Below are 13,171 nucleotides of genomic sequence, written 5' to 3' on the forward strand. Positions count from 1 at the left end.
CGCAGCAGATCGTGGGGGTGATCCTGCCGCGAATGCGGGAGGATTACCGCTGCTGCCTGACGAGCCACCAGATCGGAAGCAGCCCGATCAGGCACAGCCACAATGCCGGCCAGGCGGCCTGCATCCACAGGCCTTCACTGGTGTAGGCGTGGATTTTCACCGCCAGGGTGTCCCAGCCGAAGGGTCGCAGCATGAGGGTGGCGGGCAGCTCCTTGACCACCTCCACCAGCACCAGCAGGCCGGCCGCGACCACGCCGGGGCGAAGCAAGGGCAACACCACCCGGCGCAGGCGCTGCCAGGGCGAGGCGCCGAGCAGGCGCGCCGAATCGAGCAGCGAAGGCCGCAGCGCAAGGAAAGCGGCGTCGATGGTTTCGTTGCCGACGCGGAAGAAACGCGCGGTCAGCGCCAGCAGCACCGCCAGCACCGAGGAACTCAGCGCCAGCGCGCCGAGCCAGGGCGCGGCGCCTTCGGCTGCGACCAGCAGCCACATCGCGCCGACCGCCAGCACGGTGCCGGGAACCGCGTAGCCCAGGCCGGCAACGAAGGCCGCCGAGCGCACGCCGCGGTCGTTGCCGCTGCGCCGCGACAGCACGGCGAATACCAGGGCCAGGCCAAGCACGACCGCCGCGGCCATTGCCGCCAGCAGGGCGGTGTTGACGGCGGCTTCGCCGACGTCGGGCAAGGACCCGCGCACCTGCCAGGACCACGCCAGCAGCTGCGCCACCGGTACGACGAAGCCCAGGCCAACCGTCATCGCGGCGGCAGCCGTCACCGCCCAGCCGCGCCAACCGCGCAGGGGTCGCCGCGCCGGCGGCATCAGCTGCCTGCCGGCGTGGCGGGCGCGGCCGCGGGTCCAGCGTTCGAGCAGCAGCACCAGCACCACCAGGCCGATCACGCCGCAGGCCAGCTGCGCCGCCGCCGGCAGCGAGTACAGGCCGAACCAGGTCTTGTAGATGGCGGTGCTGAAGGTGTCCACGCCCAGGATGCTGACCGCGCCGAAGTCAGCCAATGCTTCAAGCAGCACCAGCGACAGGCCGGCCGCCCAGGCTGGCCGGGCCATCGGCAGCGCCGCGCGGAAGAAGGCCGAGAGCGGCCCGTGGCCGAGCGAACGTGCCGCGTCCATGGCCGCGCTGCCCTGGCGCAGGAAGGCCGCGCGTACGATCAGGAACACATAGGGATACAGGACCAGACCGAGCACCACCGCCGCACCCGGAACGCTGCGAAGTTCGGGGAAGGATCCCGGCGGCAGGCCCAGCGCGCGCCAGCCGGTCTGCAGCGGGCCGGCGTAGTCGGCCAGGCCGACATAAACAAAAGCCACCACGTAGGCGGGCAAGGCCAGCGGCAGCACCAGCGCCCAGTCGAACAAGCGCCGGCCCGGCCAGTCATAACGTGCGCTGGCCCAGGCGAACCCGACGCCAAGAATCATCGCGACCGCGGCCAGCAGCACCAGCAGGCCCAGGGTGTTGCGCGCCGCCAGCGGCAGCACCTGCCCGAACAGGTGCGGCCAGACGTCCGGCTGCGGCACCGCGAAGGACGTAGCCAGCCACAGCGCCGGCAGCACCAGCGGTGCCGCCAGCAGCCAGGCCAACAGGCGCGACCTGCGCAGGCCGCCGGTCGCGCCAGGGTTCATGCGCTCAGCGCCAGCCCGCCCGGTCCATCAGGCGCACGGCTTCGGCCTGGCGCTTGCCGGCCACGGTGACGTTCACCGGGTCGGGCTTGAACGGGCCCCAGGCCGCGACCACCGGATCAAGGGCCACGCCTTCGCGTGCCGGGATCTCGTAGTTGATGCTGGCGAAGTCGGCCTGCACCGACGCCGAGGCCAGCCACTCCAGGAAGTCACGCGCGGCACCCTTGTTCTTCGAGGCGGCGACGATGCCGGCGCCCGAGACGTTCACGTGCGCGCCGCCGGCGCCCTGGTTGGCCCAGAACACCTGCACCGGGAAGTCGGGCTCCTCGGCCTGCAGGCGACCCAGGTAATAGGTGTTGATGATGCCGACGTCGCACTGGCCGGCGGCGATCGCCTTGGCCAGCTGGGTGTCGTCGGCGAAGGGCGCGGTGGCGAGGTTGGCGACCCAGCCGTGCACCACTTCTTCGGTGCGCCCGGCGCCGAGGCGTTCGATCATCGTCGCCACCAGCGACTGGTTGTAGACCTTCTTGGACGAACGCAGGCACAGGCGCCCCTTCCATTCCGGCGCCGCCAGGGCTTCGTAGGTGGACAGTTCGGACGGCTGCACGCGTTCGGTGGAATAGACGATGGTGCGCGCGCGCTGGGACAGGGCGAACCAGCGGCCCTGCGGGTCGCGAAGATGCGCGGGCACGGCGGCCTCGAGCGCAGCCGATTCGGTCGGCGCCAACAGATCCCGTTCGGCGGCCTGCCAGAGGTTTCCGGCGTCAACGGCCATGAAGATGTCGGCGCGGGTGTTGGCGCCTTCGGCCGCCAGGCGTTCGATCAGCACCGGGGCACCGTCGGACAGCACGCGGATGCGGGTGCCGGTTTCTTCCTCGTAACGGTCGAACAGCGGCGTGACCAGCGGTTCGCGGCGTTCGGTGTAGACCACCAGCTCGGCCGCCTGCAGGGCGGGCGCGGCCAGGCTGGCCAACAACAAGGCAATAAGGGTGCGGGACATCAGCGGCTCCTCGTGGGGACCATCAGATGATAATGGTTCTCACTTCCAACGCAAAGGTGCCGGGGTACTCCCTTGGCGAGCCGTTCAGCCCGCTTCCCTGACCTGCAGCGCCATGCTGTGGGCCGACAGCACCCGGACGCGCGTGCCCACGGGCAGATCCGGCCCTTCGACCGGCCAGTAGGCGTCGCCGATCTTCACGCGACCCCGGCCATCGACGATGGCCTGGTCCAGGGGGAAGACCTGGCCGACCAGTTGTTCGCCGCGGCGGTTGAGGGTGGGGTGGTCGCTGGGCTTCTCCCGGTCGCGGAAGTACTGGATGTAAACGCCGATGGACACGAAACCCAGCACCACGAAGGCCAGGGCCTGCCAGACCAGCGGCAGGTCCACCACCAGCAGCAGCAGGAACATCGCCGCCGCCGCGAATCCCAGCCATAGCAGGAACACGCCCGGCAGCAGCGCCTCGGCCGCGATCAGGATCAGCGCCACGCCCGCCCAGACCACCAGTTCGATGCGCATGGATCAGCCTCCGGGGAACTGGGCGCGCGAGGACGGCGTCGCCGGCGGCGTCGGGCCCGGCTTGACGCCCAGGGTTGCCCGGGCCAGTTCGGCGATGCCGCCCAGCGAACCGATCACGCCGCTGGCCTCCATCGGCATCAGCACGAACTTCTGGTTCGGTGCCTCGGCCAGGGCCTTGAACGCCTCGATGTATTTCTGCGCGACGAAATAGTTGATCGCCTGCAGGTTTCCACCGGCGATGGCCTCGGACACCATGCGGGTGGCGTTGGCCTCGGCCTCGGCCAGTCGTTCGCGGGCTTCGGCTTCGCGGAAGGCGGCTTCGCGTTCGCCTTCGGCTTCCAGGATCGCCGCCTGCTTTTCGCCTTCGGCGCGAAGGATCTCGGACTGACGATGGCCTTCGGCTTCCAGGATGTTGGCGCGCTTCTCGCGCTCGGCCTTCATCTGCCGGGCCATCGCGTCGACCAGGTCGCGCGGCGGCTGGATGTCGCGGATCTCGATGCGGGTGACCTTGATGCCCCAGGGGTTGGTGGCCTGGTCGACCACGTTGAGCAGCTGCGCATTGATGGTTTCGCGCTGGCTCAGCGATTCGTCCAGGTCCATCGAACCGATGACGGTGCGGATGTTGGTCTGCACCAGCGCGATCGTCGCGATCTCGAGGTTGGACACTTCGTACGCGGCCTTGGCGGCGTCGAGCACCTGGAAGAACACCACGCCGTCCACCTTCACCACCGCGTTGTCCTTGGTGATGACGTCCTGGCTGGGCACGTCCAGCACCTGCTCCATCATGTTGATCTTGCGACCCACCGTCTGCACCACCGGCACCAGCAGGTGCAGGCCGGGGGACATGGAGTGGGTGTACTTGCCGAACCGTTCGACGGTCCATTCAAAGCCCTGCGGAACCATGCGCACCGCCTTGAACAGCAGCACGACGCCTGCGAGCAGGATGATGATGCCCAGAATCTCCAACATGTCCGCTTCCCCTGGTGGCCTGGACCGCAGTCTAAATCCAAGCCAGCCGGACCGGTGCCACTGACCCGGGGCCAACGGTATTGCGAATCATTCTCGTCCGCAGTACCATTTGCTCCGCCGGTGCTGCCGGCCCTGTCCCCGCTGCCAATAAAGACAAAATTCCCATGTCCACCCTGCTCCGCACCGCCATCGCGCTGGCCCTGCTGCCGGCCGCGCCCGTCCTGGCCGCCACCGATGCCGCCACCGACCCCAACCAGAGCCTGGTCCGCCTGGACCGCGTGAACGTCTTCGGCAGCCGCGCCGAGGTCGAAAAGACCGCCGGTTCGGCCCACTACATCGACCAGGCCACCCTGGAGCGCTTCAACTTCCGCGACGTCAACCGCGTGCTGCGCCAGGTCCCCGGTGTTTACGTGGTCGAGGAAGAAGGCTTCGGCCTGCGTCCGAACATCGGCATCCGCGGCTCGGGCACCGATCGCAACAACCGCATCACCGTGATGGAAGACGGCGTGCTCATCGCGCCGGCGCCTTACGCCGCGCCGTCGGCCTACTACTTCCCGACCATGGCGCGCATGCATGCCGTCGAGATCAAGAAGGGCGCGGCTTCGGTGCAGGCCGGCCCGCGTACCACCGGCGGCGCGCTGAACCTGCTGTCGACCCCGATCCCGTCGGAAACCGCCGGTGAACTCGACCTGGCCATGGGCAGCAACGGCAGCTTCCTCGGCCACGGCTGGGTGGGCGGCATGGGCGAACGCTTCGGTGGTTTGATCGAAGGCACCCGCCAGCAGACCGATGGCTTCAAGACGCTCGACGGCGGCGGCGACACCGGCTACGAACTCAACGACTTCGTCGCCAAGCTGCGCTGGACCAGCGCGCCCGACGCCGCGCGTTACCAGCAGGTGGACCTGAAGCTGGGCCGCAATACCCAGGACAGCGACGAAACCTACCTGGGCCTGACCGAGGACGACTACGCGGCCACGCCCTTCCGCCGCTACGCCGGCTCGGCGCTGGACAACATCCAGACCCGGCACAAGCTCTACGAACTGCGCCACCTGATCGAGCTCACCGACAGCATCGACCTCACCACCGTCGCCTACCGCACCGAGTTCCAGCGCAACTGGTTCAAGCTCAACGACGTGCAGGGCGTCTCGATCTCCTCGATCCTGGCCGACCCGGCCACCTACGCCGACCAGTACGCCTGGATCAGCGGCGAGGACAGCCCGGCCGACGCCCTGCGCCTGCGCAACAACAACCGCAGCTATTACGCCCAGGGCATCCAGAGCGTGCTGGGCGTCGGCTTCGACACCGGCGAAGCCAGCCACGACCTGGAAATCGGCCTGCGCGTGCACCGCGACCAGGAAGACCGCTACCAGAACGACGACCGCTTCCAGATGCTGGGTGGCGAACTGGTGCTGACCACCGACGGCGCCCCGGGCACCCAGGACAACCGCGTCGGCGACGCCGAGGCCCTGGCCCTGTACGTGCAGGACACCATCGAATGGGGCAACTGGATCCTCACCCCGGGCGTTCGCTACGAGCAGGTCGACCTGACCCGCACCAACTACTCCACCGCCACCGGCCAGCGCGACGTCGTCCTCTCGCGCGTGGAAAGCGACGTCGATGCGCTGATCCCCGGCATCGGCGCCACCTACCTGGTCGGCGACAACCTGGCCGTGTTCGCCAGCGTGCACCGCGGCTTCAACCCGCCGGGCCCGGGTTCGAACGCCGAGCCCGAGGAAAGCGTGAACACCGAGTTCGGCCTGCGCTACGGCCGTGATTCGCTGTCGGCCGAGCTGGTTGGCTTCGTCAACGACTACTCCAACCTGGTCGGCACCTGCACCGCCTCGACCGGCGGCAACTGCAACATCGGCGACCAGTTCGACGGTGGCGAAGCCCGCATCCAGGGCATCGAGGCCAGCCTGAGCTACGACTTCGGCGCCAATGGTCCGGTCGGCATCCCGGTGGCCCTGGCCTACACCTGGACCGACGCACAGTTCCGCAACAGCTTCAGCTCCAGCTTCGAGGAGTGGGAAGACGTGCAGTCGGGCGACAACCTGCCCTACCTGCCCGAGCAGCTGCTGCACGCCAGCGCCGGCCTGCGCGGCGAGCGTTGGCGCCTGGACCTGGCCGGCAACTACATCGGCGAGATGCGCACGCTCGCCGGCCAGGGCAGCGTGCCCGCCGGCCAGCGCATCGATTCGGTGCTGCTGTGGGACCTGGCCGTGGGCTTCCAGGTGACCGAACGTTTCGAGCTGTACGGCCGGGTCGAGAACCTGTCCGACGAGACCTACGTCACCGCCCGCCGCCCGGCCGGCCTGCGCCCGGGCCTGCCCCGGACCACCGTGCTGGGCCTGCGCTACAAGTTCTGATCCAACGTCCAGGGATGGGACGACAGGGCCGGGGGAAACCCCGGCCTTTTTTATGTGCGACGCTTTTGCCTCCCGGCGCATCCAAGACCGATGTGAGCCCACCCTCCTCCTTCGCCATCGACCTGCCCGACACCCTGGTCCAGCGCGCCCAGCGCGGGGAGGCCAGTGCCTTCGAGCAGATCTACCGGCGCTTCGAGCGGCCGGTGTTCACCCTGGCGCTGCGCCTCACCGGCCAGCGCGAGGAGGCCCAGGATGTTTTGCAGGACACCATGTTCAAGCTGTTCGACCGCATCGGAGAATTCCGCGGCGACAGCCCGTTCTGGGGCTGGCTGCGGCAGATCGCGGTGAACGAAGCGCTGATGCGCCTGCGCCGGCGCAACCGGCAGCCGCACACCGAGGACAGCGACGAGCTCGAGCTCGAAGGCCACGACGTGCTGCTGCCGCCCGCCGCCGCCGACGCCGCCCTGCTCGGCCAGGCGCTGCAGAAGCTGCCCGACGCCACCCGCAGCGTGATCTGGCTCTACCACGCCGAGGGTTACACCCACGACGAGATCGCCGCCCTGATGGGCAAGACCGCCAGCTTTTCGAAATCCCAGCTCGCGCGCGGCACCCGCCGCCTGCGCGACCTGTTGAAGATCACCCAGGAGGTGGATTCCCATGCCTGACGACATCCGCACCCCGCCGCGCGGCCTGAGCCTTGGCGAGGCCATCGCGCGTTTGCCGCTCGAAGCCCCCGACCGCAGCGCCTGGCCGCTGCTGGCCGAACGTTTCGACGCCGTGCGCAAACGACCGCGCGGCCCCCGCTGGCCCTTCGCGCTGGCCGCGGCCGCGGCGGCGGTGCTGGCCCTGGCCCTGGTCTTGCCGATACCACGCGAGCAGGCCGCGACGACGCCGGAAGGCTCGCCGTCGATGGCCAGCATCGCTGCCGAACCCACCGACCTGCAGGAACTGATGGCCGAATCGGCCCAGCTCGAAGCACTGCTGGCCACGGTCTCGCGCGACGAGGTCGCTTCGGCCAATACCCTGCTGCTGGGCCTGGAGCTTGAAGACCGCATCGCCCGGGTCGACGCTGCGCTGGCCGACCCCGGCCTGCCCGACTCCGAACGCACCGACCTGTGGCGCCAGCGCGTGGACACCCTGCGCGACTACGCCGGCCTGCAGGGCACCGCCCAGTGGGTCGCCGTGCAGGGCGACCAGCTCGACGGCGCCCTGGTCGCCACCTTCTGACCCTCCCCCACCGAGGAAACCGACATGAAACTCCGCCTTGTTGCTTTGATGGTTGCCGCTGCCCTCGCGGCCACCGCCCACGCCAGCCCCGAAACCGACGCGGCCGAAGCCGCCCGACGCGCCGAACTCGAACGCGCCCGCGCCGAACTCCAGGCCGCCGCCAAACGTGTCGCCGAACTCAGCCGCAGCGAGCATCACGCCCGCATCGTCGACGTCGAACGCATCCGCAGCGAAGCACGACGCGCCCGGCTGGGCATCGTCATGGGCGCCGAACCCGGCGTCGCCGGCGTGCGTATCGCCGCCGTCACCCCGGAGGGTCCCGCGGCAAAAGCCGGCCTGCGCAGCGGCGACCAGCTCGAAAGCATCGACGGCAAGGCCATCAGCGCCAAGGGCGAGGCCGCGGTCGAGCAGGCGCGCGAACTGCTGGGCAAGCTGGAGAAGGACCAGAAGGTCCGCCTGGGTTATCGCCGCGACGGCAAGCCCGCCACGGCCACGGTGACCGCCGGCGACGCCGCGCGGGTGATGATGTTCACCAGCGGCGACGATTTCGAATTCCATTTTGGCGAAGAATTTGAAAAGGCCATGGAGCTGCGCGAGCTCGCGCAGCTGCGCGCCCAGCCGCTCATCCACCCGGGCATCGAGATGGAGATCGCCCGCATCGCCACCGCGCCCTGCGCACCGGGCGACGCCGACTGCAAGCTGCCGGTGCTGGCCCAGGCCTTCCGCTGGAACGGCCTGAACCTGGCGTCGGTGGATGCGAAGCTGGGACGTTATTTCGGCACCGACCGCGGCGTGCTCGTGCTCAGCGGTGGCCAGGGCCTGGAATCGCTTGAACCCGGCGACGTCATCCAGCGCATCGGCGACACCGCCGTGTCCACCCCGCGCGAAGCCATGCGCGCCCTGCGCGGCCAGGATGCCGGCAAGAAGCTGCAGGTGCAGCTGCTGCGCGATCGCAAGTCGCGCACCGTGCAGGTCACGGTGCCCGAAGCGCCGACCATGAAGTGGTTCGCGCCGCCGGCACCGCCCGCTCCTCCTGCCCCGCCCTCGCCGCCCACCGCACCCACGCCGCCAGCCCCGCCGGCGCCCCCGGCACCGCCCGCGGACGACGGTGTCGCGGTGTTCGCCGACGGCGTGGTGACGCGCATCGCGACGCGGTCGACGCAGGTGGATTGACCGCATCCGGCTTGCCGCCGGTGGGAGGCTGGGGTTCAATGCCCGCTCTCCCACTGACGGCCAACGCATGCGATTGTCCAGACGGGCCCGGCTGGGCCTGGCTCTCCTGATTTGCCTGGCGGCGAGCCTCATGGGTTGGCTGGCGTATCGCCCGCCGGCTGCGGCGGTGACAGACAAGCCGGCGTCCCATGTGGCGCCTTCGGACGTGACGCTGACCAACCGGCCCGCCGAATTGGAGGCCGACGATACGGCCGATCATGCGATCGCCCCGCGTCCGCTTCCCGTGTTCGTTCGTGACCTTGCTGCCCAGGCGGATGCCGGTGACGCCCGCGCCGCCTGCCAGCTTGGAACCCTGCTGTCGACTTGCCGCCAGACGAGCCTCATTCGGTTCTCCGACGAACAGATCGCACAACTACGCCACCAGGCGAAGGAACAGACGGCCAGCGGCGACCTCACGTCCGCCAACTACTCGGCACGATTGCTTCTGCTGGCGCAAAACCACCGGCGCTACTGCGAGGACCTGCCGCCCTCCTATTTGCGTCGCGCCCCGACGTACCTGCGACAGGCGGCCCTCGCCGGGAACCGCCGGGCCCAGGTGGCTTACCTGCGTGGTGACGGCTTCATGCTGTTCGGCGCCGTTGACGGCAGCGACTTCACCAACCCGGCGTTCCACCTGTGGCGCGAGGAAGCCATTGGCCTGCTGCAGTCACTATTGCGCGAGGGGCGGCCGGAGGCGGTCCTGCTCCTGTTGGAAGCACACTCCCACCAAGGCAGCAACCTCGGCATGATCACCCCGCCGGATCCCCGCATGGACCTGGCCTACCTTCGCTTGGCGAAGCGCCTCTTCAGCGACTTCCACCTGCCCAATGCCTGGCAAAGCGACCCTACGGACGCGAGGACGCGGAGGGAGGCAGACACATTGGCCGATCGATGGCACGAGGAACACTTTGCAGGCCGGCGGATCGCGATCAGTGAATCGGTGCTCGACTACGGGCATCCGTTCCAACCGTCGTATGCCGACAGCATGTTCACGGCCGAGGAATGGAAATCGGCCTGCGACCCGGATCCGGGAGCGGAACCATGAAACAGCGCCGTGCGCGACGGATTCTCGCTGTGCTGGCGCTGCTCTCGCTGGGGGGGGGCGCCTGGCTCATGCTTGGAATCGATCGTTCGCCGGCTTCGTCGAGGGGTACCGATACGTCAGGGTTACCCGCCCAGTCGCCCGTGCCTCCTGCGCGGTCAACGGCTGACGCGCATGAAGCGCGATCCAATCCTTTACCCCCGATGCCCTCGGCAGCCACCAAGTTCGTGACGGCCCTGCCGGCCTTGCACGCGCGGGCCGATGCCGGCGATCGGCGCGCCGCCTGCCGGCTCGGCTACCAGTTGCTCCGGTGCCAGCATGCCCGGTTCCTGAACATCGCGGCGATTCTGGGGGAAGACGGCAAGGACGCCGAGGAAGAATACGAGGCCAAGGGCAACCTGGCGGCCGCGAACCAGATGGCCGAAATGAAACTGTGGCACCTGGAACTCGAGCGAGACTGCCGCCTCGTGCCTGAAGCACTGCGCGAGCGGGGTGCCCATTACCTGCGCGCAGCGGCCCGGGCCGGCGATGCGGACGCGATGCTTCTCTATGGCCAGGGCCAGCACTTGAACCCGACGGGACGCGGCATGGCCGCCGGCCCCGACTTCGACGTTTGGGTCCGGGAAGCTCCTGATATGCTCCATCGCGCCCTTCGCGCCGGAAATCCGGCGGCCGCATTTTCGCTGTACATGGCGTTCGCAGACAACTTCGGCTTGCCCAATGCCCTGGTCGCCGACGACCCCTACCAAACGGCGGTGTACCACCTGCTCTCGACGCGATTGTTCGGCATGAGGGAAATGCCTCTCTGGCTCGGCAAGCTGGATCCCCAGGCGCAGGAGCAGGCCCGCGCCCAGGCGCGCCAGTTGCACGCCGAACTGTTCGACGGCAAACGTTTCGACAGCATGCGGGCCATGGCCGTTCCGCCCTACTTTCACGCACGCGATGGGCAGGTCGAGCCTTGCGGGGACCAAGAATGAGCATGCACCCGGTCGGAGGCCTGATCGGGATCGCCACTTCGATTTCAGGCGCCAGCTACGGGTAGCTGCGTTCATCCCAGTTCGACACCTGGCGGGGCGACGACTCCCGGCACCTGCACCAAGAACGTTTCGGCGGCCAGGCCTTCGCCGCCGCCGAACTTTCGGCACAGGGCCCTTACCGGCAACCGGCGCTGGGCGCCGCCGACTTCTGTAGCCTGCCCAAGGCGCTATAATCGTCCCCGCTTTCCCTGTCTTCGGGGAGTAGCCCGGCCCCCACGGGGCTTCCGCGCGTCAACACACTTGGCAGCAGCCATGGTGCGCGGGCAAGGCGAAGGCCTTGCGGGCAAGACCGAAGGCTGGTGTTCCGCACCCCGGCCGGGTGGCGGCGCGCCGGCCTTCCCTTGCCCCACACCCGGCCCCGGAGATTTCCTTGGACGCACTATTCGTTTCCACCCTCGCCGTCGCCATCGCGGAAATCGGCGACAAGACCCAATTGCTCGCGCTCGTGCTGGCGGCCCGCTACCGCAGGCCCTGGCCGATCGTGGCCGGCATCCTGGTCGCCACGGTGCTCAACCATGCGCTGGCCGGCTGGCTCGGCGCACTGGTGTCGGGCTGGGTCGACCCGCAGTGGCTGCGCTGGGGCGTGGTCGTGTCGTTCCTGGCCGTGGCCGCCTGGGCCCTGGTGCCCGACAAACTGGACGAAGACGAGGCCAGGGCGCCGCGCCTGGGGCCCTTCCTGGCGACGCTGGTCGCCTTCTTCCTGGTCGAGATGGGCGACAAGACCCAGGTCGCCACCGTGGTGCTGGCGGCGCAGTACGAGCCGCTGTGGCAGGTGGTGGCCGGCACGACCCTGGGCATGGTGCTGGCCAACGCTCCGGTGGTGCTGCTGGGTTCGCGATTCGCGGCAAAGCTGCCGCTCAAGGCCGCCCGGTATGCCGCGGCGGCGCTGTTCGCAGGACTCGGCCTTTGGGTCGCCTTCACCGGAATACCCGGCTGAGGACGACACTGCGGCAGACGTGCGGGCAGGCCCCGGTTATGCTGGTCCCAGATCCGAACAGGCCACGACCCCCGGCGTGAGTACCCTGAGAGAAACCCTCGACGACCTCGCCACCGCCCTGCGCGAGCGTCCCGATGACCTGCTTCTCGAGATAGGTGCCGGCGGCGAACTGCTGGTCGCGCGCCTGCGCGTCTTCGTCGCGTGCCTGTTGCTGCTGTTGCCGTTGCTGAACTATGGGCTGGGCGGCCAGGCCAATGAATCCCTGGCTGGCCTGACCGGAGCCGTCGGCGTGTTGCTGCTCTCGGTGACCTGGCTGCGGCTCGCCCTGCGCGCCCGGCGCCTGGCCTGGCTGCCGATGTTCTCTTCGTGCTTCGACGTCACCCTGGTTACCGGCGTGCTCGCCCTGCTCGGCCTGTCGGGCCTGCCGGTGGCCACGCTCAACAGCACGGTCGTGTGGTCGTGTTACCTGCTGGCGATCTTCGCCACCGCGATGCGCCACGACCTGCGCGTCACCCTGGCGGCCGGCGCACTGGCAATGGTTCAGTCGGCGCTGCTGTGGCTGGTGGTCGTGGCCACGGCCGATGGCCCGCTGGTGTCGGCCGACTACGGCACGGTGTCCACGTCCACCCAGCTGCAGCGGCTGGTACTGGTGGCGGTCGCGACCCTGGTGACCGCGGTGATCGTGTTCCGCGCCCAGCGCCTGGCCCAATGGTCGGCGACCGACGGCCTGACCGGCCTGCACAACCGCACCTTCCTCAATTCCCAGGTGCCCGCCCGGGTCGAGGCCGCGCGCCGCGAGGGCCAGACCCTTTGCCTGGCCCTGGTCGACCTGGACAACTTCCGCCACATCAACGCCGAACTGGGCCACCTGGCCGGCGACCGCGCCCTGCGCCACGCGGTGGCGGTGATCCGCCGCGAACTGGGCCGCGAGGAGCCGATGATCCGGGTCGGCGGCGAGGAGTTCGTGCTGCTGCTGCCGCTGCCGGTGGGTGCCGCCTGGGAGCGCATGGAGGTGCTGCGCCGCAAGCTCGAAGCGGCGCCATACATTCCCGAACCCGAATCCGAGCCGCGCCGGCTCACCCTCAGCGCCGGCGTGGCCTGCTGCCCGCAGGACGCCAATGACCTGTCGGGCCTGATGAAACGGGCCGACGAGCGCCTTCGTGCCGCCAAGGCCGGTGGCCGCAACCGCGTGGTGGCCCGCGACGGGGACTAGGCCTCCTTGCCCGGGCGGGGGGCGT

At 69.3% G+C, this 13,171-nt stretch carries 12 protein-coding genes and 1 riboswitch; of the genes, 8 read left to right on the top strand and 4 right to left on the bottom strand.

Annotated features, from left to right (window positions below; all coding sequences use genetic code 11):
• Nucleotides 1-43: 43 nt before the first annotated feature.
• From ACYVJH_RS07535 to ACYVJH_RS07550, 4 genes are all read right to left on the bottom strand, one after another.
• Nucleotides 44-1,630 (bottom strand): ABC transporter permease, encoded by a 1,587-nt coding sequence (locus ACYVJH_RS07535; RefSeq protein WP_460453996.1) that lies wholly within the window; start codon nt 1,628-1,630, stop codon nt 44-46.
• A gap of 4 nt (nt 1,631-1,634) precedes the next feature.
• Nucleotides 1,635-2,627, bottom strand: coding sequence for an extracellular solute-binding protein (locus ACYVJH_RS07540; RefSeq protein WP_460453997.1), 993 nt, complete (start codon nt 2,625-2,627; stop codon nt 1,635-1,637).
• Nucleotides 2,628-2,711: 84 nt separating this feature from the next.
• A complete protein-coding gene (locus ACYVJH_RS07545; protein WP_460453998.1) occupies nt 2,712-3,143 on the bottom strand; it encodes an NfeD family protein in 432 nt (143 codons plus the stop codon).
• 3 nt (nt 3,144-3,146) lie between these two features.
• Nucleotides 3,147-4,112, bottom strand: coding sequence for an SPFH domain-containing protein (locus ACYVJH_RS07550; protein WP_460453999.1), 966 nt, complete (start codon nt 4,110-4,112; stop codon nt 3,147-3,149).
• Nucleotides 4,113-4,276: 164 nt separating this feature from the next.
• On the opposite strand from ACYVJH_RS07550, the gene ACYVJH_RS07555 reads away from it, so the two are divergent.
• The 8 genes from ACYVJH_RS07555 to ACYVJH_RS07590 all read left to right on the top strand — a co-directional run bounded on the left by ACYVJH_RS07555 (nt 4,277) and on the right by ACYVJH_RS07590 (nt 13,146).
• The gene (locus ACYVJH_RS07555; RefSeq protein ID WP_460454000.1) at nt 4,277-6,478 is read left to right on the top strand and encodes a TonB-dependent receptor family protein; all 2,202 of its coding nucleotides are present in this window, start codon (nt 4,277-4,279) and stop codon (nt 6,476-6,478) included.
• 92 nt (nt 6,479-6,570) lie between these two features.
• A complete protein-coding gene (locus ACYVJH_RS07560; protein WP_460454001.1) occupies nt 6,571-7,143 on the top strand; it encodes an RNA polymerase sigma factor in 573 nt (190 codons plus the stop codon).
• Nucleotides 7,136-7,705, top strand: a complete 570-nt coding sequence (locus tag ACYVJH_RS07565; protein ID WP_460454002.1) for a hypothetical protein — start codon at nt 7,136-7,138, stop codon at nt 7,703-7,705. The genes ACYVJH_RS07560 and ACYVJH_RS07565 overlap by 8 nt, the downstream gene beginning before the upstream one ends.
• A 24-nt stretch (nt 7,706-7,729) precedes the next feature.
• Nucleotides 7,730-8,878 carry a PDZ domain-containing protein gene (locus tag ACYVJH_RS07570; protein ID WP_460454003.1) on the top strand — a complete coding sequence of 383 codons (1,149 nt, stop codon included), beginning with the start codon at nt 7,730-7,732 and terminating at the stop codon, nt 8,876-8,878.
• A 130-nt stretch (nt 8,879-9,008) separates the two neighbouring features.
• A complete protein-coding gene (locus ACYVJH_RS07575) occupies nt 9,009-9,962 on the top strand; it encodes a hypothetical protein (protein WP_460454004.1) in 954 nt (317 codons plus the stop codon).
• Nucleotides 9,959-10,936 carry a hypothetical protein gene (locus tag ACYVJH_RS07580; RefSeq protein ID WP_460454005.1) on the top strand — a complete coding sequence of 326 codons (978 nt, stop codon included), beginning with the start codon at nt 9,959-9,961 and terminating at the stop codon, nt 10,934-10,936. The genes ACYVJH_RS07575 and ACYVJH_RS07580 overlap by 4 nt, the downstream gene beginning before the upstream one ends.
• Before the next feature lie 244 nt (nt 10,937-11,180).
• Nucleotides 11,181-11,277, top strand: a riboswitch (yybP-ykoY riboswitch).
• An 89-nt stretch (nt 11,278-11,366) separates the two neighbouring features.
• Nucleotides 11,367-11,933, top strand: a complete 567-nt coding sequence (locus tag ACYVJH_RS07585) for a TMEM165/GDT1 family protein (protein ID WP_460454006.1) — start codon at nt 11,367-11,369, stop codon at nt 11,931-11,933.
• Nucleotides 11,934-12,009: 76 nt separating this feature from the next.
• Nucleotides 12,010-13,146: a GGDEF domain-containing protein gene (locus ACYVJH_RS07590; RefSeq protein ID WP_460454007.1), complete on the top strand. Its 1,137-nt coding sequence runs from the start codon at nt 12,010-12,012 to the stop codon at nt 13,144-13,146.
• Nucleotides 13,147-13,171 lie beyond the last annotated feature (25 nt).

Source organism: Arenimonas aestuarii (genome assembly GCF_054781715.1).

Bases quoted from the DNA above. Each gene is read 5' to 3' on its own strand.
- ACYVJH_RS07535 (WP_460453996.1), bottom strand. From the start codon at position 1,630: ATGAACCCTGGCGCGACCGGCGGCCTGCGCAGGTCGCGCCTGTTGGCC.
- ACYVJH_RS07540 (WP_460453997.1), bottom strand. From the start codon at position 2,627: ATGTCCCGCACCCTTATTGCCTTGTTGTTGGCCAGCCTGGCCGCGCCC.
- ACYVJH_RS07545 (WP_460453998.1), bottom strand. From the start codon at position 3,143: ATGCGCATCGAACTGGTGGTCTGGGCGGGCGTGGCGCTGATCCTGATC.
- ACYVJH_RS07550 (WP_460453999.1), bottom strand. From the start codon at position 4,112: ATGTTGGAGATTCTGGGCATCATCATCCTGCTCGCAGGCGTCGTGCTG.
- ACYVJH_RS07555 (WP_460454000.1), top strand. From the start codon at position 4,277: ATGTCCACCCTGCTCCGCACCGCCATCGCGCTGGCCCTGCTGCCGGCC.
- ACYVJH_RS07565 (WP_460454002.1), top strand. From the start codon at position 7,136: ATGCCTGACGACATCCGCACCCCGCCGCGCGGCCTGAGCCTTGGCGAG.
- ACYVJH_RS07570 (WP_460454003.1), top strand. From the start codon at position 7,730: ATGAAACTCCGCCTTGTTGCTTTGATGGTTGCCGCTGCCCTCGCGGCC.
- ACYVJH_RS07575 (WP_460454004.1), top strand. From the start codon at position 9,009: ATGGGTTGGCTGGCGTATCGCCCGCCGGCTGCGGCGGTGACAGACAAG.
- ACYVJH_RS07580 (WP_460454005.1), top strand. From the start codon at position 9,959: ATGAAACAGCGCCGTGCGCGACGGATTCTCGCTGTGCTGGCGCTGCTC.